This is a genomic window from Streptomyces sp. NPDC051136, assembly GCF_044455745.1.
Taxonomy (GTDB): domain Bacteria; phylum Actinomycetota; class Actinomycetes; order Streptomycetales; family Streptomycetaceae; genus Streptomyces.
Map to the genome: position 1 here is coordinate 765,709 of NZ_JBITFE010000001.1, position 18,120 is coordinate 783,828.

The 18,120-nt window shown below is 73.3% G+C and carries 18 protein-coding genes; 7 read left to right on the forward strand and 11 right to left on the reverse strand.

The window, feature by feature from the left end:
* The first annotated feature begins 41 nt into the window (after positions 1-41).
* Positions 42-119, forward strand: a complete 78-nt coding sequence (locus ACIBCJ_RS03310) for a 50S ribosomal protein bL37 (protein ID WP_372486533.1) — start codon at positions 42-44, stop codon at positions 117-119.
* Between the two features lie 44 nt (positions 120-163).
* Here the strand turns inward: ACIBCJ_RS03310 and ACIBCJ_RS03315 are convergent, their stop codons facing one another.
* Positions 164-1,276: an alpha/beta hydrolase-fold protein gene (locus ACIBCJ_RS03315; protein ID WP_362098128.1), complete on the reverse strand. Its 1,113-nt coding sequence runs from the start codon at positions 1,274-1,276 to the stop codon at positions 164-166.
* Positions 1,277-1,364: 88 nt separating this feature from the next.
* Between ACIBCJ_RS03315 and ACIBCJ_RS03320 the strand changes: the two genes are divergently transcribed.
* Both ACIBCJ_RS03320 and ACIBCJ_RS03325 read left to right on the forward strand, forming a co-directional pair.
* Positions 1,365-1,577 carry an MbtH family protein gene (locus tag ACIBCJ_RS03320; protein ID WP_362098132.1) on the forward strand — a complete coding sequence of 71 codons (213 nt, stop codon included), beginning with the start codon at positions 1,365-1,367 and terminating at the stop codon, positions 1,575-1,577.
* A gap of 105 nt (positions 1,578-1,682) precedes the next feature.
* The gene (locus ACIBCJ_RS03325) at positions 1,683-2,396 is read left to right on the forward strand and encodes a DinB family protein (protein WP_362098135.1); all 714 of its coding nucleotides are present in this window, start codon (positions 1,683-1,685) and stop codon (positions 2,394-2,396) included.
* A 9-nt stretch (positions 2,397-2,405) separates the two neighbouring features.
* Here the strand turns inward: ACIBCJ_RS03325 and ACIBCJ_RS03330 are convergent, their stop codons facing one another.
* Positions 2,406-3,035, reverse strand: a complete 630-nt coding sequence (locus tag ACIBCJ_RS03330; RefSeq protein ID WP_362098138.1) for a helix-turn-helix domain-containing protein — start codon at positions 3,033-3,035, stop codon at positions 2,406-2,408.
* A gap of 145 nt (positions 3,036-3,180) precedes the next feature.
* Between ACIBCJ_RS03330 and ACIBCJ_RS03335 the strand changes: the two genes are divergently transcribed.
* A complete protein-coding gene (locus tag ACIBCJ_RS03335; protein WP_365978643.1) occupies positions 3,181-4,410 on the forward strand; it encodes an NAD(P)/FAD-dependent oxidoreductase in 1,230 nt (409 codons plus the stop codon).
* Here the strand turns inward: ACIBCJ_RS03335 and ACIBCJ_RS03340 are convergent.
* Both ACIBCJ_RS03340 and ACIBCJ_RS03345 read right to left on the reverse strand, forming a co-directional pair.
* The gene (locus ACIBCJ_RS03340) at positions 4,400-5,134 is read right to left on the reverse strand and encodes a chitinase (RefSeq protein ID WP_362505923.1); all 735 of its coding nucleotides are present in this window, start codon (positions 5,132-5,134) and stop codon (positions 4,400-4,402) included. The genes ACIBCJ_RS03335 and ACIBCJ_RS03340 overlap by 11 nt on opposite strands.
* Before the next feature lie 104 nt (positions 5,135-5,238).
* The gene (locus tag ACIBCJ_RS03345; protein ID WP_133884708.1) at positions 5,239-5,757 is read right to left on the reverse strand and encodes a lytic polysaccharide monooxygenase auxiliary activity family 9 protein; all 519 of its coding nucleotides are present in this window, start codon (positions 5,755-5,757) and stop codon (positions 5,239-5,241) included.
* A gap of 296 nt (positions 5,758-6,053) precedes the next feature.
* Between ACIBCJ_RS03345 and ACIBCJ_RS03350 the strand changes: the two genes are divergently transcribed.
* Together ACIBCJ_RS03350 and ACIBCJ_RS03355 are read left to right on the forward strand one after the other, a co-directional pair.
* Positions 6,054-6,875, forward strand: coding sequence for an inositol monophosphatase family protein (locus ACIBCJ_RS03350; protein ID WP_365978642.1), 822 nt, complete (start codon positions 6,054-6,056; stop codon positions 6,873-6,875).
* A 195-nt stretch (positions 6,876-7,070) separates the two neighbouring features.
* Entirely contained in the window at positions 7,071-8,144 is a 1,074-nt protein-coding gene (locus tag ACIBCJ_RS03355; protein ID WP_362505914.1) for a ferritin-like protein, read from the forward strand.
* Positions 8,145-8,183: 39 nt separating this feature from the next.
* Here the strand turns inward: ACIBCJ_RS03355 and ACIBCJ_RS03360 are convergent, their stop codons facing one another.
* Positions 8,184-9,689, reverse strand: coding sequence for a SulP family inorganic anion transporter (locus ACIBCJ_RS03360; RefSeq protein ID WP_362505911.1), 1,506 nt, complete (start codon positions 9,687-9,689; stop codon positions 8,184-8,186).
* A gap of 414 nt (positions 9,690-10,103) precedes the next feature.
* Between ACIBCJ_RS03360 and ACIBCJ_RS03365 the strand changes: the two genes are divergently transcribed.
* Positions 10,104-10,511 carry a MerR family transcriptional regulator gene (locus ACIBCJ_RS03365; RefSeq protein WP_362098155.1) on the forward strand — a complete coding sequence of 136 codons (408 nt, stop codon included), beginning with the start codon at positions 10,104-10,106 and terminating at the stop codon, positions 10,509-10,511.
* A 31-nt stretch (positions 10,512-10,542) separates the two neighbouring features.
* Here the strand turns inward: ACIBCJ_RS03365 and ACIBCJ_RS03370 are convergent, their stop codons facing one another.
* From ACIBCJ_RS03370 to ACIBCJ_RS03395, 6 genes are all read right to left on the reverse strand, one after another.
* The gene (locus tag ACIBCJ_RS03370; protein WP_362098158.1) at positions 10,543-10,935 is read right to left on the reverse strand and encodes a VOC family protein; all 393 of its coding nucleotides are present in this window, start codon (positions 10,933-10,935) and stop codon (positions 10,543-10,545) included.
* Positions 10,936-11,021: 86 nt separating this feature from the next.
* Entirely contained in the window at positions 11,022-11,933 is a 912-nt protein-coding gene (locus ACIBCJ_RS03375; protein ID WP_365978641.1) for a helix-turn-helix domain-containing protein, read from the reverse strand.
* A gap of 9 nt (positions 11,934-11,942) precedes the next feature.
* Complete coding sequence (locus ACIBCJ_RS03380) at positions 11,943-12,779, reverse strand: alpha/beta hydrolase (protein ID WP_365978640.1); 837 nt, start codon at positions 12,777-12,779, stop codon at positions 11,943-11,945.
* Positions 12,780-13,049: 270 nt separating this feature from the next.
* Positions 13,050-13,868, reverse strand: coding sequence for a siderophore-interacting protein (locus tag ACIBCJ_RS03385; RefSeq protein ID WP_365978639.1), 819 nt, complete (start codon positions 13,866-13,868; stop codon positions 13,050-13,052).
* A 15-nt stretch (positions 13,869-13,883) separates the two neighbouring features.
* A complete protein-coding gene (locus tag ACIBCJ_RS03390; RefSeq protein WP_365978638.1) occupies positions 13,884-16,172 on the reverse strand; it encodes a glycoside hydrolase family 3 N-terminal domain-containing protein in 2,289 nt (762 codons plus the stop codon).
* Positions 16,169-18,103, reverse strand: a complete 1,935-nt coding sequence (locus ACIBCJ_RS03395; protein ID WP_365978637.1) for a cellulase family glycosylhydrolase — start codon at positions 18,101-18,103, stop codon at positions 16,169-16,171. The genes ACIBCJ_RS03390 and ACIBCJ_RS03395 overlap by 4 nt, the downstream gene beginning before the upstream one ends.
* Between the last annotated feature and the right edge of the window lie 17 nt (positions 18,104-18,120).

Sequence of the window (18,120 nt, forward strand, 5' to 3'; positions counted from 1 at the left end):
CCGGTGCAAAGCGTGGAAACACGAGCACCAAGGAGGTATCGATGTCCTCGAAACGACGTCGCAAGAAGAAGGCCCGCCGCAAGAACGGCGCCAACCACGGCAGGCGTCCGCAGAGCTGAGGACGTCCCGGTGCTGAGGGTGGGCGGCTGCGTGCCGCCCACCCTCACGCGTGTCCCGGGACGTCCCGGCCCAGTGTCCAGGCCACGTCCCGCAGGAGGGCGTGCCGCCAGCCCGCCCGGTCGTGGCCCGACGCCGACCGGGAGACCCGCACGGTCGCCCCGGCCCGCTCGGTGAGTTCCTCCACCAGGGCGCAGTGCGGCAGCATCCGCGTCTCGTGCTCGCCCACGTCGAAGGCGACCCGCAGTCCGGACAGGTCGGGACGCCCGCGCAGGCGGTCCGCGAGGGCTCCGCCGGTCGGACCGCCCAGCGGGTCCGCCGGATCCGCGGCCGTCGGTGTCCACCACAACGACGGCGACTGACAGGCCACCCGCGTCACCAGACCGGGGAACTCCACGGCGGCGTACAGCGCGCTCAGCCCGCCCAGGCTCTGTCCCGCCACCACGAGCCCGGCCGGGTCGGCCGGCACACCGCACTCCGCCACGAGGGGCAGCAGTTCGTCCCGCACCGCCTCCCACAGACCGGGCCGGCACCCGAACTCGGCCGCGCGGTCCTTGGCGGGCAGGAACACCAGGGTGACCGGGGGCATCTCACCGCTCGCGACGGCCGAGTCGAACGCGACGGTGGCCGGATGCAGGTACAGCCAGTCGTCCCCGTCCAGCAGCAGCACCACGGGTCCGCCCCCGCCGGCCGCGTGGACCCGGACGGTGCGCCGGCCCCCGAGCCGTTCGCTCGTCCAGCGCAGCCGGGTCCGGGGCAGGGGCAGGACGTCGTCCGCGCCGACCGGGGGCCAGTGCGGCTGGGGAGGCGCGTCGGGGGTCGAGGCGACGGACCGGTCGCCGCCCGCGCCGTCCGGGTTGCACGGGTCCGCGTATGCCGCGTCGCCGGCCAGGAACTGGTACGTCACACGCAGCCGCGCGGGCATGCGCACCGTCGCGTACCAGCAGTCGGTGGCGCCCCACCGGCGCAGTGGCACCGGGTCCGACCAGCTCTCGAAGCCGATGACCGCAGCCTCGCCACCGCGACGCAGGAACAGGGTCCTCCAGCCGTCGCCGTCCGGCACCGACGCGGGCGAGCGCGCGTCCGCCCAGAAGGCTTCCGTGCCAGGGGCGCCGGGCACCCCGAACGCGGCGAAGGGCTCGTGGCCCGTCAACTCCATGCGCGTCTCCTTGTGGAGCGGAACACCGGAAGGTTAGGCTCAGCGATAATTAGGCGAGCCTAACCTAATCCTCCGGGAGGTACCGGGCATGAGCACCAACCCGTTCGACGACGCCGACGGCCGTTTCCTCGTTCTCGTGAACCACGAGGGACAGCACTCGCTGTGGCCGTCCTTCGCGCAGGTGCCCGGCGGATGGACCGTGGCCTTCGAGGAGAACACCCGGGACGCCTGCCTGGCGTACGTGGAGGCCAACTGGACGGACCTGCGCCCCCGTTCGCTGGCCGGGTCCGTCGACTCCTGAGCGGCGGTCCTGCGGGAAATCGTTCGCGTGCGCGTGCCGCGAGCCGCTAGTGTCCCCCGCGGCGCCGGACGGGCGGCGCGGAGCGCACCGCGAAGGGAGCCGGGCATGGGGACCGAGAGCGCGCGGACGGACCGACTCGGCCTGCTGCTCGACCAGTTCGACCAGGCCAGGGAGATGGCCCAGGTACGGATGGCGGGACTCGGGGACGAGGAGCACCTGTGGGAACCGGTGGCCGGGTGCTGGTCGGTCCGGCGCCGCGGCGAGGCGGTGACGCCCAGGGCGTACGGGCCCGGCGAGTGGGTGCTCGACAAGGGGGCCCCGGACATTCCCGCGAGCGAGTACGCCGAGGTGGCCCGGCAGGCCGCCGGGGGCATGCCGGTCGCGAAGATCGCCGACGACTGGAGCGTGACCGTCGCACGGGTCGAGGAGGTCCTCGCCCACACCGGCACGCCCGAGCCGGACACGACGCCGGTCACGACCATCGCCTGGCGGCTGGCGCACCTGCACTCCTGCTTCGCGGGGCAGTGGGAGTGGACCTTCGGTGAACGGCGGCAGGACCCGCATCTGCTGGTCGACTTCACCCCCTCCGCCGACCTGGCACTCGATCGGTTCTGGACGCTGATCGACCGCTGGCGCGAGGACGTCGCGTCCGTCACCGACGAGCAGCTGGACACCGTCGGTTTCTCCCAGTACCCGTACGGCTCGGACCCCGACGACCCCTACATCGTCGTCGTGGCGGGATCCGGCCTCGAGTTCATCCACCACATGGCCGAGATCGCTCTGCTCCGGGATCTGTGGCGGGCCCGCTCGCGGGGGTGAGCCGAGGAGTCAGCGCCCGGCGGAGCGGACGTGGTCGCCGCCCGCGTCGGCCGCCGGGCCGGTCTGTGACCGCCAACCGTTCAGGAGCAGATCGAAGACCGTCTCCACGGTCGCCCGCGGGTCACGCCGTCCCGCGGTGAGCGCCGGCACCTCCAGGACGAAACGGGCCAGCGCCGCGCACGTCAGGTCGTCCGGCTCCCGCCCGAGTTCCTCCGCGATCACGGCACCCAGCGTGCCCGCGTGCCGCATCCACATGCGCTCCCCGTACTCGCGGAGCGCCGGCGTGCCGTCGACCAGCGCCGTGAACCGCTCCCGGCGCGGATCGGTCATGATCGGCAGCCAGGACTCCAGGGCGTGGGTCCGGAGCGCCTCGACCACCCCCTGACCCGCGGGCCGTTCGCGGACGGCGGCGGCCAGCGCGGCGTCGACGTCCGCCTCGCGGTCGAAGACCAGCGCCTCCTTGCTCGGAAAGTGCGCGAAGAGGGTCGTCGTCGACACGTCGGCCCGCTCGGCGACGTCGCGGACGCTCACCCGGTCGAAACCGTGCTCCAGGAAAAGCTCCAGAGCCGCGTCGGCGATGGCCTGCCGTGTCGCGGCCTTCTTGCGCTCGCGGCGGCCCGGGGTCGGTGAGTCGGACATAGCGCCACCCTACCGCACGACTGGAGTCACACAGTAATCGATGTGAGTAGTGAAATGGCATGAGTAAGAAACTGGAACAGTTGCAGTTTCTTACTCACTTCTGCTTTGGTGGTGGCGGAAGAACCGCCGACGGAAGGAAGACGCCATGCACTCTCCGACACCCGCGAAGGCGCGGATCAGCATCATCGGGGCGGGGCCGGGCGGCCTCACCTGCGCACGTGTCCTGCGGCAGCACGGCATCGCGGCGACCGTGTACGACCGCGACCCGGACGCCGCCGCCCGCAACCAGGGAGGCTCGCTCGACCTGCACGAGGAGGACGGTCAGCGCGCCCTGCGGGAAGCGGGCCTGCTGGAGGAGTTCTTCACGCTCGCCAGGTTCGAGAGCCAGGAGGAGCGCCGCCTCGACACCGCGGGGCGCCTCCTCGGACACCGCCTTCCGGCCGAGGGCGACACGGCCCGCCCGGAGATCGACCGTGGCCAGCTGCGGGACCTCTTGCTGCGCTCGCTCGATCCCGGAACGGTGCGGTGGGGGCACACCCTGGAGTCGGTGGGAGGATCCGCCGACGGACCACGGACCCTGACGTTCACCGACGGGAGCACCGTGGAGACGGACCTCGTGGTCGGAGCGGACGGCGCCTTCTCCCGCGTTCGCCCCGCGGTGTCCGACGCCGAGCCGCGCTACACGGGGGTCGGCTTCCTGGAGGCCCGGTTCGACGCGATGGAGACCGCGCACCCGGAGCTGTCCGCGCTGGTCGGGCGCGGCAGCGCACACGTGGCCGACGGGGAGCGCGGCCTGTTCGCGCAGCGCAACAGCGGCGGCCACATGCGCGTCTACGTCATGCGGCGGGTGCCGCTCGACTGGATGGCGGCGAGCGGGCTGCGTCCGCAGGACACCGACGACATCCGCGCCCGGCTCGTCGCCGAGTACGCGGGCTGGTCGCCGCGGATACTGCGGATGATCACCGAGAACGACGGCGCCTATGTCGACCGTCCGCTCTTCGCCCTGCCGGTGCCGCACACCTGGGAGCACACACCCGGGGTGACTCTCCTCGGGGACGCCGCGCACCTGATGCCCCCGCTCGGGGTCGGCGTCAACCTCGCCATGCTGGACGCCGCGGAACTCGCGCTCGCCCTGGCCGGCTCGGCCACCGTCGACGACGCCGTGCGCACCTACGAGAAGACGATGCTCCCGCGCTCGGCAGAGATCGCGCGGATGCTGGAGGGCGGCGCCGGGTTCCTCCTGGAGGAACCGGACGCCGACGAACTCGCCCGGTTCGGCGAACCGGGTGCCGGACCGGCCGACGGCCCCCTCGCGGCCGGGCGTTCGGGTGGCGACGAGGGGGCGGACGGCCGGGCGCCGGTCACTAGCAGCTGAGATTGGCCCCGGGTTCGACGCCGAGCACCTGGGTGAAGCGCTCGTAGTTGTCGATGCGGCTCTGGACCTGCGCCGGGTTGCCTCCGTCGCACTCCAGGCTGCCGTTGATGGCGCGGATGGTCTCCCCGAATCCGGCGCCGTCGACCATCGCGTCGTGCGGGGTCATGCTGCCGGGCCCGGACTGGGTGTTCCAGTACCACAGGCCCGTCTTCCAGGCCACGGCCGAGTCGTTCTGGACCAGGTCGGGGTTGCCCAGAAGGTCGATGCCGAGGGCGTCCCCGGCGGCCTTGTAGTTGAAGTTCCAGCTCAGCTGGACGGGCCCGCGCCCGTAGTACTTGTCGTTGCCGGCCGGGCATCCGTACGGCTGTGAGGTGTCGCAGTAGTGCGGGTAGTTGGCGGTGTTCTGCTCGACGACGTACACCAGTCCGCCCGTTTCGTGGCTGACGTTGGCCAGGAAGGCGGCGGCCTCCTGCTTCTTCACCGTGTCGCTGCCGGTGTTCGAGAACCCCGGGTAGGCGCTGAGCGCGGCGGTGAGACCGCTGTACGTGTAGAAGGAGTTCCGGTTCGGGAACATCTGGTCGAACTGGCTCTCGCTGACCACGAATTCCGCGGCGGCGGTACGGCTGTCGGACTTCTGGGCGAGCGCCGACGGCGCCGTGGTCAGGCTGCACAGGACGGCCGCGGCGCCGGTGGCGGCCAGCAGTGCGAGTTTGCGGTGCTGCACGGTATCGACTCCTGCTCGTGGGGGGACGCGGTGGGAACGGTGGAGGGGGGAGCGACCGCCGTCCCGGAGGCGTGCGGTCGCTCCGGTCTGCTCCGACCGGCCCGTCAGCCGCCGACGTTGACGTCGATGCAGGCGTAGAAGGCGTTGTCCGTGTCGGCGACGTTCCACACGGCGAGGACCTTCTGCGGGCCGGTGAGCCCACCGAAGTCGACCTGGTGGTTCACGACCGCGCCGGGCTTCGCGCCGCCGTCGTCGAACAGGGCGATCCGCTGACCGCCGACGTAGTACTCCCAGGTGCTGGTGGCGTGCTGGGCGGTGAGCCGCCACGAGAACGTCGTGTTCTTCGGCACCGGGGTGACCTGCCAGCCCTTGCTGTCGTCGTCCAGCTCGGCGAAGCGGCTGTTGCCGCCGCTGCAACTGGTCAGGCCCTTGGGGCCCTCGACGCTCTGCGGCTCGTAGGTGATGTCACCGCAGGACACCGTGCCTGCGGCGCACTGGGCCTGGCGGCTGGGCGGGTCGGAGATGTAACCGTGTGCGCTCGCCGAGGAGGCGGGCAGGCTCACGGCGACGACCGGGGCGAGGACCGCGCCGATCAGGGCAGCGGTCTTCCGACGTGCGTGCATGGGGAACTCCTTCACATCCGGCCGTCCGGGGTGCACACGGTCCTGTGTGGGGGTGACCGCGCACGCCGGGGTACGGCCTCTCGTGGGTGGGGCCAGGAGGCGCGAAGGTGACGCGCACTCACCGTCCTCGCGGGGGAGTGGGACCCCGGCAAGGCTCAACTCCGTAAACGGAGCGGTGAGTTCTGTTGGACTAGACCATACAAGCGGTCGACGTGACCGTGTCAAGAGTGGGGTTGCCGTGAACCGGTGCCCGTCGTGGGGTCGTCGGTCGGGCCCGCCGTCTACCCTGCACAGTCGTGACGACTTCACCTGTGAGCCAGGACGACACCGACGTGGCGATCGCCGCCGCCCGGGCCGGTGCGGAGATCGTGCGGACCCGGTACGGGCAGCGGCTGACGCGCATCGACAAGGGCGGCGGGGACTTCGCCACCGACGCCGACGTGGCGGCCGAGGCGGCGGTCCTCGACGTCCTCCGCGCCGCCCGGCCCGACGACGCGGTACACGGAGAGGAGGGCGGACGGCAGGGAGCGGACGGGGCGGTGCGCCAGTGGTTCGTGGACCCCCTGTGCGGCACGCTCAACTACGCCGCCGGCACCACGCTGGTGGCCGTCAACGTGGCGCTGCGCGACGGCCCCGCGGCCGTCGCCGATCCGTTCAGCGGCGAGGTCTTCTTCACCGACGGCGAGACGGCCCGGGTGCGCCGCGACGGCCGGGACACGCCCCTGGTGCCCACCGCGGCCACCCGGCTGGTCGACGTGAACCTGGACCCGCCCTTCCCCGGCGCGCCCGCCTTCCGCGCGGTGGACCTGCTCGCCCACCCCGGGTTCGGGCGCAGCCTGCGGCCGCGGGTCGTGTCCACGACGCTCGCGCTGGCCTGGGTCGCGGCCGGGAAACGCGCCGCCTACGTCACCGACGGCACGGGCCTCACCGAGAGCGTGCACTTCGCCGCCGGGATCGCGTTGTGCCGGGCGGCCGGCTGCGTCGTCACCGGAGTCGACGGCGCCCCGGTTGGTCCCGCGGGCCGGGGTCTGGTGGCCGCGGCCGACGCCGAGACCCATGCGCTGCTGCTGTCGTTGATACGCGAGCCGCTCGGCACCGGTGCGGACCCTCACCGGTAGGGCCGACCGGGTAGAGGATGCCCCGCTCCGTGCCGCCCGCCCGGGAAACGGCCTCTTCGCTGCTAGTTTCGCCAGCCGTCGGAGGAATGCGGACGTCTCGGTCGGAGACGGGCGCCGCTTGCAGAGGGAGTAAGGGTGACTGGAGTGCGCGAGGAATCGTCGGGGACGGGCGCCCCGTTCGGGCGAAGGACCTTCATGGCGTCGGCCGTTCTGACGGCCGCCGCTCCCCTCCCGGCCGCCGCCTCCGCGCACGCGGCGGGGCGGCCGGAGGGCGCCGTGTCCGGCTGCCGGTCCGTGGCCCAGCTGCTCGCCGTCCCCAAGGGCGGTCGCGGCGTCGACTGGCTGCGGGAGGCCCTGCAGGTCGCCGTGGCGCTCGAACTCGCCACGATCCCGCCCTACCTGTGCGGATGGTGGTCCGTGGGCGACCGCTCCAGCCATGTCGCGCGGCTGATCCGGCGCATCGTCGGCGACGAGATGTACCACCTGGGCGTCGTGTGCAACCTGCTGGTGGCGGTGGGCGGCCGGCCACGGATCACCGACTCGGCCCCCGCCTATCCCGGCCCCCTGCCCGGCGGTGTGCGCGAGGGGGTGACGGTCTACCTCTCGGGGCTCAGCCGGCCCTTCGTGCGCGACGTGATGATGGCGATCGAGGCCCCCGAGGCTCCCCTCGCCCGCGGCATGAACGCCTCACCCAGCGTCGGCCACTTCTACAGCGACCTGCTGAGCGCCTTCCGCTCCGCCGCGCCCGGACTGTCGGCCCACGGACAGCTGTCCGAGCGCATCGGCTCCGACGTGCTGGAACCCGTGACCGACCTCGACGGCGTCGAACGGGCGATCGCGATCATCAAGGAGCAGGGCGAGGGCACCGCCAGTTCCCCCGAGGACTCCTTCGGCGACGACCACCCGGCCCACTACTACGCCTTCGGCGAGATCTACCACGGCCGGCAGCTGCGCCGGGAGGACGACGGCTGGAGCTTCACCGGTGCCCCCGTGCCCTTCCCCGACGCACGCCCCATGGCCAAGGTCCCGGCCGGCGGCTGGCCCGACCCGCCGCAGCGGGTCCGCAACCTCCTCGACCGCTTCGACACCGCCTACGCCAAGGTGCTCGGCACCCTGGAGGCGGCCTGGACCGACGGCGACGCACGCACCCTCCGCTCGGCCGTCCGGACGATGCGCGCGCTGGAAGCACCCGCGCTGGAGCTGATGGAGACGGACCTCCCGGACGGCTCCGGCACCTACGGACCCCAGTTCCGCCCGCCGGGCGCGTGACGCCGGTGCCCGTCCCACGCGTGACGCCGTCCCGGAGGGTCAGTGGTGCCCGGTCAGGGTGCCGCCGAGCCGTTCGCGCAGATCTGAACTGCGCTCGTCGAGACCGGCGATCTCGACCTGCTTGCCGCGCTGCGCGTACTTGGTCTCGATCGCGTCCAGGGCGGCCACCGACGAGGCGTCCCAGACGCGGGTCGCGGACAGGTCGATGACGACCCGGTCCGGGTCACCGGCGTAGTCGAACCGGGCGACCAGGTCGTTGCTGGAGGCGAAGAACAGCTCGCCGGTGACGGAGTAGACGACCTGGCCGCCGTCGGGGTCGGTGACCGAGGTGACGTCGGCCAGACGGGCGACCCGCCGGGCGAAGATCACCATCGCGGTGACGGAGCCGACCACGACGCCGACGGCGAGATTGCCGGTCGCGACCACGACGGCGACGGTGACCACCATGACCAGGATCTCGCCTGCGGGCATCCGCCTGAGCGTCCGCGGAGCGACGGAGTGCCAGTCGAACGTCGTGAACGACACCATCACCATCACCGCGACCAGGGCGGCCATCGGGATGTCGGACACGACCGGGCCGAACACGACGCACAGCACCATCAGGAACGAACCCGCGAGGAACGTGGACAGACGGGTGCGCGCGCCGGACACCTTCACGTTGATCATCGTCTGGCCGATCATGGCGCAACCGCCCATGCCGCCGAAGAAGCCGGTGACGATGTTGGCGATGCCCTGACCGATCGACTCACGGGTCTTGTCGGAGTGGGTGTCGGTGATGTCGTCCACCAGCTTCGCCGTCATCAGCGACTCCATCAGCCCGACCAGGGCCATGGCGAACGCGTACGGGGCGACGGTCGTCAGCGTGTCGAGGGTGAACGGCACGTCGGGCAGCCCGGGCACGGGCAGGGCGTGCGGCAGCTCCCCCTTGTCGCCCACGGTCGGTACGGCGATGCCCGCCGCCACGGTGACGACCGTGAGCACGACGATGGAGACCAGCGGCGCCGGGACCACCCTCGTGACCCTCGGGAACAGCACCATCAGCACGAGCCCGGCCGCCACGAGCGGGTAGACGGGCCAGGGCACGTCGGTCAGCTCGGGCACCTGCGCCATGAAGATGAGGACGGCCAGCGCGTTGACGAAGCCGACCATCACCGAGCGCGGCACGAACCGCATCAGCCTGGCCACTCCGAGCGCCCCGAGGACCACCTGGAAGACACCGGCCAGGATCACCGCTGCGACCAGGTACCCGAGACCGTGCTCCCGGTTCAGCGGGGCGATCACCAGGGCGACGGCGCCGGTCGCGGCGGAGATCATCGCGCGGCGGCCGCCGACGACCGAGATGGTGACGGCCATGGTGAACGCCGCGAACAGACCGGTCTCCGGGTCGACCCCGGCGATGATCGAGAACGAGATCGCCTCCGGGACCAGCGCCAGGGCGACGACGAGTCCGGCGAGGACTTCGGTGCGCCACACCTTCGGGTCGGAGAGCCAGTCGGGCTTGAGGCCGCGCAGGCGCGCGGCGGGGGAGAGCACCGGAACAGACAAGAGGAAGGTACCCGTCGTGGTCGGGCACGCCCGGCAGCGAGGGCGTGCGGGGGAGTGCGGAGCCGGGCCGGCCCCGCGCGAGGGCCGCGCGGCGGCGGACCGGGGAGGATGGGGAGAGCGCGTGCCGACGCGGCGGCAGCCGCTCAGCGGCGAGGCGTCACGGCGGGCAGACGGCGGCGCGGGGTGTCGGGGACATGCGCTCGCTCTCTCGTGCCGGCACGGGTGTCCGCCGGGGGCTTCCTCGACCCCGGCATGACAAGGCGGACCGGCTCTCCCGCACCGTGTCGGGTTTCCGGGCCATGGACGCGCCGGGCGGCCCAGCGGCCCGGCACCCGGGCAACTCTACCCTGACGTTACGGTAGGGATCGAAGCCGTGGCGATGGCGGCGGGACGGGCGACGAGGAAGGCGCACGCGTGAGCGGCGGGCACATGCAGATCGGAGAGGTGGCGGCCAGGACCGAGTTGTCGCTGCGCACGATCCGGCACTACGAGGAGACCGGCCTGGTCGTCCCGTCCGCCCGCTCGCAGGGCGGCTTCCGGTTGTACACGGAGGCCGACGTGGCCCGCCTCATGGTCGTCCGCCGGATGAAGCCGCTCGGCTTCACCCTCGACGAGATGCGCGACCTCCTGGAGGCCACCGACCGCCTGGACCGCGCCGGCGGACAGTTGCCGGCGGACGAGCGCGAGCGGCTCCTCGAACGCGTCCGCACCTACGAACGGGCCGCCCGGCAGCGGGTCGCGGACCTGCGGACCCAGCTGGCGCGGGCGGAGGAGTTCGCCGCGACCCTCGCCGACCGCCTCGGGAGCGCGACGGCCCCGTAGGCGGCACCCTCCCCGGCGGGGGCCCTCCAGGTCACGGGGCCTGCATGATCTGGATCAGGTTGCCGCAGGTGTCGTCCAGGACCGCCGTGGTGACCGGACCCGTCTCCACCGGCTCCTGGGTGAAGCGCACCCCGAGTGCGCGGAGCCGGTCGAACTCCGCCCGTACGTCGTCCACGGCGAAGGAGGCCGCCGGGATGCCGTCCTCGGCCAGCGCCGTACGGTAGGGCCGCACCGCGGGGTGACCGGACGGCTCCAGCAGCAGCTCGGTCCCCTCGGGAGCCTCCGGCGAGACGACGGTCAGCCACCGGTCCCCACCGGCCCCCACCGGCACGTCGTGCTTCTTCAGGAAGCCGAGCGCCTCCGTGTAGAAGCGCAGGGCGTGCGCCTGGTCGTCGACGAAGACGCTGGTGAGGTGGATCTTCATGGAGTCTGCTCCGGTGCGTCGGTGCCGAACCGTCGGGTGACGACACGCTCGGGCGGGCCGGGGCCCGCCGGGTCAGCACCTGCCTATCAAGCGCCCGCAGGTCCGGCAACGTCCGTGACCCGCGGCGGGAGCACGGGTCCCGGGGGAGAGCCGGGTGACGGGCCCGGCCACGCCACGTCGTCGATCGCGAGCCAGGGCGCGCCGGCCACGGCCGTGGGAGTGAGCCCGGTGAACGCCTTGACCTCCCGGTGGAGGTGGGACTGGTCGACGTAACCGCTGGCGAAGGCGACGGCGGCGGGCGCGAGGCCCGCCGCGAGCAGGTGGGCGGCGTGGTCGAACCGCACCAGCCGGGCGGCCCGCTTGGGCGTGATGCCGAGCTGGGCGTGGAAGCGGGCCGACAGCCGCTTGCGGCTCCAGCCGACCTCGTCGGCGAGACCGTCGATCCGCACCCGCCCGCGGCTGTCGAGCGTGGTACGCCAGGTGTGGGCGACCTCCGGATCGACCCGCGGCCGTCGCGCCGTACGGCGGACCAGCAGGGCCGCCGCGCGCGCGAACCGCTCGTCCCAGGACCCGGCGGCGCGCAGCTCGTCCCGGACCGGCGCCGCCTCGCGGCCCCAGACGTCCTCGAACGACTCGACGCCCGTGCCGAGCCCGCCCGCCGGGCCCAGCACCGCGGCCGCCACGGGCGGATCCAGCCGGATCTGCAGGCACTCGCGCACCCGGCCCGCCGCCCGCAGGCCTCCCGGAGCGAGCCCGACGACGAAGCTGCCGTGCCCGTGCCGCCCGCGGGCGCCGTACAGCAGGCCGTCGCCCTCGCTCAGGTCGATGAGGACGGTGACCGACGGATGCGCGACCATGGCCATGTCCACGAAGGCCGGCACGGCCTGACGGAAGCCGGCCATGCTCACCCCCGGCAGCCGGACCTCGGGGCGTGGGACCGCCACGTCCACGCTCGACCAGTCGGGTGGCGCCCCGTTCGATGCCCCGGTGGACGACATGTCACCACCCTAGGTCTCGGGACCGGCGGCCGGAACGCCGGCGCCGGTGGCGGTGAGGCCCAGCAGCAGTTCGCCGGTCGCCCCGGGTGCCTCCAGCGGCGGCAGGTGCCCGACCCCCGGCAGCAGTTCGAGCCGTGTGTCCGGTACGGCTGCGTACCGGTGCGCCGACGACGGTTCCCAGCGCGGGTCGGCGGCACCGAAGAGCACCAGCACCGGCACGCTGAGGGCGGCGAGGCGTTCGGGCACGCCCCGCTCGGCGAGGTAGGCCGTGTTCCCGCGCGCCACCGTCCTGAAGGAGCGGTACGACATGCCGCGCAGGTCCTCGATCATGCCGTCCGGGATCTCCACGGGACCGGCGGCCGTCGCGGCGATGCCCTTGCGGAGCATCGTGTCGGTGCGCAAGGGCCACAGGAGCGGACCGAGGGGCGGGGCCAGCAGCAGCCGGAGGAGCAACGGCTGCGGAAGGAACGCGTCCAGACCCGGACCCGTGCTGACCAGCGCCAACGCGCCCACCAGGTCGGGGCGTCGCTCCGCGAGCGCCGTGGCGGCGTAGCCGCCGCTGGAGTGGCCGGCCACGGTCACGGAACGCAGGCCGAGGTCGTCCAGGAGTGCCGCCAACCGCCCTGCCTGCGATGGCACGTCGTACGAGCCGGTGGCCGGGGACCTGCCGCAGCCCGGAAGGTCGACGCGCAGGACGTGCCGGTGTTCGGCCAGCGCCGGGACCACCGGGTCCCAGGAAGCGGCCGACGCGCCGGAACCGTGGATGAGCAGCATGGGCGGCGCCTGGGGCGGGCCGTCGTGGACCACGTGCATGCCGTGCGAGAGATCGGTGTCGTACTGGCTCATGCCGCGATGGTGCGCCGCCGGCCGGACACGGGTCTTGTACAAAAGTCGGCCCAGCACGCCGGGGCGCCGGCCCACGCGGCGGTCGGACCGTCCGGGCCGTCATCCCTCAACGCCGCCCTGCGCGCGGCCGCCGAACACCAGGCCAGCCGGACGGCCGAACCGGACGGCTCCGCGGCCACCCGGGCCGGTCTCGCCGCCGCCCTGCGCGCCGCACTGGCTCTCGCCGCGGCCGGCCTCGGCCGAGAGCGGGTGCGGGGGAGACCGCCCGCCTCAGGCCGCCGCGAGAGCCTCGTGCTTCCAGAAGCCCGAGAAGGTGATGCGCTCCTTCGGCAGGCCCAGACGGTGCAGGTGCCTGCGCCCCTCGGTGGCCAGGGTCGACTCGCCGACGACGAAGGCGTAACCGGTCGCGTCGGCGCGGTTCAGCCGGTGCAGTTCACGGAGCGCGGCGGCACCGGGTACCGAGGAGCCGTCCTGCCGCACCACCCAGGAGACGGTCACGCCGTCCGGGGCCCGGAGCGCGCGTCGGTCGCCGTCGGTGGGGATCTCCTGGATGAGCCGTCCCCTGGTGCCCGCGGGCAGCGAGCGCATGATGCTCGCCGTGGCGGGCAGACCGGTCTCGTCGGCCACCACGGTGACCTCGGAGGCGTCCGGCGGGCAGTCGAAGAGGACGCCCTGGTCGAGCAGGGCGAGCGCGTCCCCGGGCCGGGCGCCGCAGGCCCAGATCGCGGCCCGGCCCTCGATCTCGCCGGTGGGGCCGCGGTGGACGACGAAGTCGATGTCCAGCTCGGCCGTCCGCCTGCGGTAGTCGGCCACGGAGTAGTTGGCGCAGTGCGGCCGCTCCTCCTCGGGGATCGCCAGGTACGGCTGCCACCACTGGGATCCGGTGAACTCCGGCAGGCGCAGGCCGCGTTGGTGGGCGAGGGGGAAGAACAGGCGGAACCAGTGGTCGTACCCGAGCCACGGAAAGCCGCCGAGCCGGGGCCCGGTGACCGTGACGCGCTGCATGGACGGGGAGACCCGCTGGGTCCGCACGACGTGGGCGCGGAACATCTCCGGGTACTGGGGCGTGAGTCGCCTTGGCTTCGCCATGAAGGTAAGGCTAGCCTAAGTCGCGGTCGATTCCGAGTCCGTGATCTCCAGGCGGGCGCCCCGGGTCCGGTCGGACGCCGGGCCCGTCTCCACCTCCACCGTCCCCGGCTCCACCACGAGACGCAGGTCGCGTCCCACCGACGCGAGCGTCTCCGGGCCCACCTCGAAGACCGCGTCCGCCGCGTCGCCCGGCGCGATGCTCAGGCGCACGAAGCCGCGCAACTCCCGCACGCGCGGCCAGGAGGTGCCCCCGGACAGCCTGCGCACGTACAGCTGGACCGTCTCCTCGGCCGGCCGGGACCCCGTGTTGCGGACCGTCACCCGGCAGGTCAGACGGGGCGCGTCCGCACCGACCCGGGTGTGCGACAGCCGCGGCGCCCCGTACGCGACGCTCGTGTACGACAGGCCGTGTCCGAAGGCGTGCAGCGGACCGGCGCTCTGGTCGACGTACCCGCGATAGCGGTGGTCCTTGCCGTTGTAGTACACGGGCAGCTGAGCGGCCGAGCGGGGCACGGAGACCGGCAGCCGGCCGCGCGGCTCGACGTCGCCGAACAGCACCTCGGCCACGGCACGCCCGCCCGCCGGACCCGGGTACCAGGCGCTCAGCACCGCGGCCGCGGGCGCCTCCACCCCGGGCAGGGCGTGCGGCCGGCCCTGGACCAGCACCACCACGACCGGTGTCCCGGTCGCCGACACCGCGGACCACAGGGCCCGTTGCGCGGGCGGCAGCGCCAGGTCCGCCAGGTCCACACCCTCTCCGCAGGTCATGCCGGACGGCGTTCCGGCTCCGGCGACGGCCGCACCGTTCGCGTCGAAGACGGTGTCCGCGGAGCGGGCGCTGGAACCGCCCAGCACCAGCACGGCCACGTCGGAGCCCGCCGCCAGCGCGACGGCGGCCGCGACGTCCGCCACGTCCTCACCGACCAGGGCGCAGCCTGGGCCGTGCAGCACCTCGGTGCCGGGCGCGACCGCCGCGCGGATGCCGTCCAGGACGGTGATGCCGGCGCCGGGGCGCTGCGGCGCCGCGTAGTCGCCCGTCTGCCGCGCCACGGAGTCCGCGTTCGGACCGAGCACCGCGATCCGCCGCACCGAACGGGACAAGGGCAGGACACCGCCCTCGTGCGCGAGCAGCGTCACGGACGCGCGGGCGACGCGCTCGCCCAGCTCGGCGGGGTCCGGCAGGGCCCCGGTCGCGGACCGGCCGTCGGGCAGGGGCTGCTCGAACAGGCCGAGGCGGAACTTCAACGCGAGGACCCGCGCCACCGCGGTGTCCACGGCCGCCTCGGACACCAGGGCGCGTTCCACGGCCTCGCCCAGCCGCGGGAAGCAACCGTCCCACAGGCTCAGGTCGCAGCCCGCGTCCAGGGCCAGCGCCCCGGCCGCGACCGGATCGCCGGTCAGCCGCACCAGCCGGTCCACCGCCGTGCCGTCCGCCATGACGACACCCTCGAAGCCCCACTCCTCACGGAGCAGTTCGGTCAGCAGGTACCGGCTCGCGACGCAGGGCAGGCCGTCGAACTCGTTGTAGGCGGCCATCAACCCGGCCGCGCCCGCCGCCACCCCGGCCCGGGCCGCCGCCAGATGCACCTCGTGCAGTTCGCGCACACCCAGCTCCGTCGCCGCGCTGTTGCGGCCGCCGGTCGTGGCGCCCTGCCCGGCGAAGTGCTTGAGGACCACGGCCACACCCGCCCGGCCCGCGCCCTCTACCAGTGCCTCGGTCATCCGCGCGGCCAGGTACGGGTCCTCGGCGAAGCACTCCTCGCTGCGCCCCCAGCGCGGATCCCGCACCAGGTCCAGGGCCGAGACCAGCGCGACGTGCGCACCGCGCGCCCGCAGTTCGGCGGCCGCCCCGGCCACCGCGTCGGCGTACAGCGCCGGATCCCAGGTGGCTCCGGCCGCCAGGTTCACCGGGAGCACCGTGCCGTCCAGCGCCTGGTGGCCGTGCGGCATCTCCTCGACCAGCAGCACGGGTATGCCGAGCCGCGTGTGCTCCGTGACGTACCGCTGCACGGCCGCGGCCGTCCGCGCCCCGTCGCGTGCGTCGAGGCCGTCCGCGAAACCGACGCCCGACCAGGCGTCGGCCCGCTGCAGCCCGTACAGCGCACCCATGCCGTCGAAGGCGGCGACCTCCGCGCGGAAGGCGTCCGTGAGGCGGTGGCCGCCCCCGGACCTCTGGTAGGCGTCCCAGCCGTACATGCGCTGGTTGAGCTGACCGACCTTCTCCGCGAGGGTCATGCGGCCGAGCAGGTCACGGACGCGTTCGGGCACCGGCGCGGCCGGGTCGCGGTAACGCGGGGCGGTCACCGCAGCTCCAGCACCACGACGCCGTACGCGTCGAGCGCCACGTCCTCGACCGGTGCGCCGTCGTCCAGGCCGTACAGCTTTCCGTCGGCGGCCGGACGGACCACGAGCGGCTCGGAGCTCTGGCTGACCAGCCACACGAAACGGCGGCCGTCGGCATGGACGAGGACGTCCGCCGAGACGTGCGGATCGGCGACCGTGACGGGCCGTCGCACGCCCGCCACCTGCGCGAGCGCGGCGTAGAGACGCTGTGTGACGTCCGGGTTGACGCGGGCGGTGCGGGCCGCCATGTGCTCCAGCGGGTACGCGGCCAGCACCGTGCGCCCCTTTCCGGTCTCGTGGACGACCAGGGCCGGCCGGCCGTGGGCGTCCACCGCGACGACCCGGCCCGCACGCGGTACGACCGGCAGGTAGGCGCGGCTGTCCTCGTTCCCCGCGACGGGGAAGCGCAGCACCTCACCGGCGCGCAGATCGCCGAAGTCCTCGGTGAACGTCATCTCCAGCACGTCGTCGCCGATCGGCTCGGCGACACCGTAGGACAACTGCAGTTCCACGCCGAAGAGCCCGTCGAGATCGTCGAACCAGGGGCCGCGGGTGGCCGGATGCTCGCCGGAACAGAACGACAGGTACACGGTGGCGCCCCCGGCGGCCCGGCGGGCCAGTTCCCTGCGGGTGCGGGTGGTGAGCTGCCGGGTGGCGGGAAGCAGGTAGAGCGACGCCTCGCCCGGCAGCCCGTCGGCCTCGCGGGTGAGGGCCACCGGCAGGTCGGCGGAGCGCGCGGTGACGTAACCCTGGTGCAGGGAGGTGAAGATGAGCGGCCGGTCGGCCGGGCGGCTGTAGGGGTAGCCCCGTTCCAGGAAGGCGGGGACGACCAGGGCGGCGTCGGCGTCCGCGCGCGAGCAGCGCGGGAAGTCCACCGCTTTCAGCACCTTCGCGAACGCGGCCAATTCCCGCAGCGGCTCCTTGGGTGCCCCGGTGGCGTCGGTGATGCCGAAGTGCATCTCGAAGGGGTGGTGGTCGTAGGGAGACTGCTCCCACAGGTCGTCGTAGTCGGTGTTGTTCCAGGCGAGCCAGCCGGTGGCGCCGCCCAGCAGCGAGTTGTGCAGCGTCTGCCGGTAGTGGACGCCCGCGTTGGCGGCCGAGACGGTGTCGGTGGACAGGCCGAACTCCTCCAGCACCACGGGCTGTCCGGTCACCGAGGCCAGCTCGCACTCGAAGGCGGCGCGGTAGTGCTGGCGCGGCCGGTCGGTGTCCGAGCGGTACACGTGCGGGCCGACGAAGTCGACGTACTCGGCCGTCTCCCGCAGCGAGAAGCCGTTGTCGCGGCCGGTGACCTCGATGCCCCACGCCCCGTCGCCCAGCGAAACCGGCTGCGTCGCGCCCGTCGCCCGCACCGCGTTGCACATGGCCTGGGCCCACGCGGTCACCACGTCCGAGGACGGCGGGTCGACCTGGTAGATCCGCCCGTACCCCGGCATCTCGTTGGTGATCAGCCAGCCCGTGACCGCCGGGTGGTCCTTGAAGCGGCGCGCCATCCGGGAGACGAACCACGCCTGGCGACCCACCATCCACACGTCCTCGTACAGGTCGCGGTTGCCGCGCCAGACGGGGTCCCAGTTCTCGCCGGACATGTGGCCGACGATGAAGGTCGGTATCGTCCCCATGCCGGTCTCCGCGTGGGCGTCGAGGAAGTCCTGGAAGCGCGCGCACAGGTCGTCGTCGATCCGGTCGGGCTCCGGGTGGAAGTCCGGCCAGTAGAAGAAGGAACGGGTCGTGTTCAGGCCGTGGTCGGCGAGGACGCGCAGTTCGTCGCGGACGATCTGCGGGTCGTAGTTCCGCCACATCAGCGGGCCGCCGGTGCGGGACCAGAAGTTGGCGCCGAGCCAGGGCAGGACGTCGGGCTGGTGGGTGAGCTGGGCGCTGTGGCGTCGCATGGTCCTTCTCGGGTGGT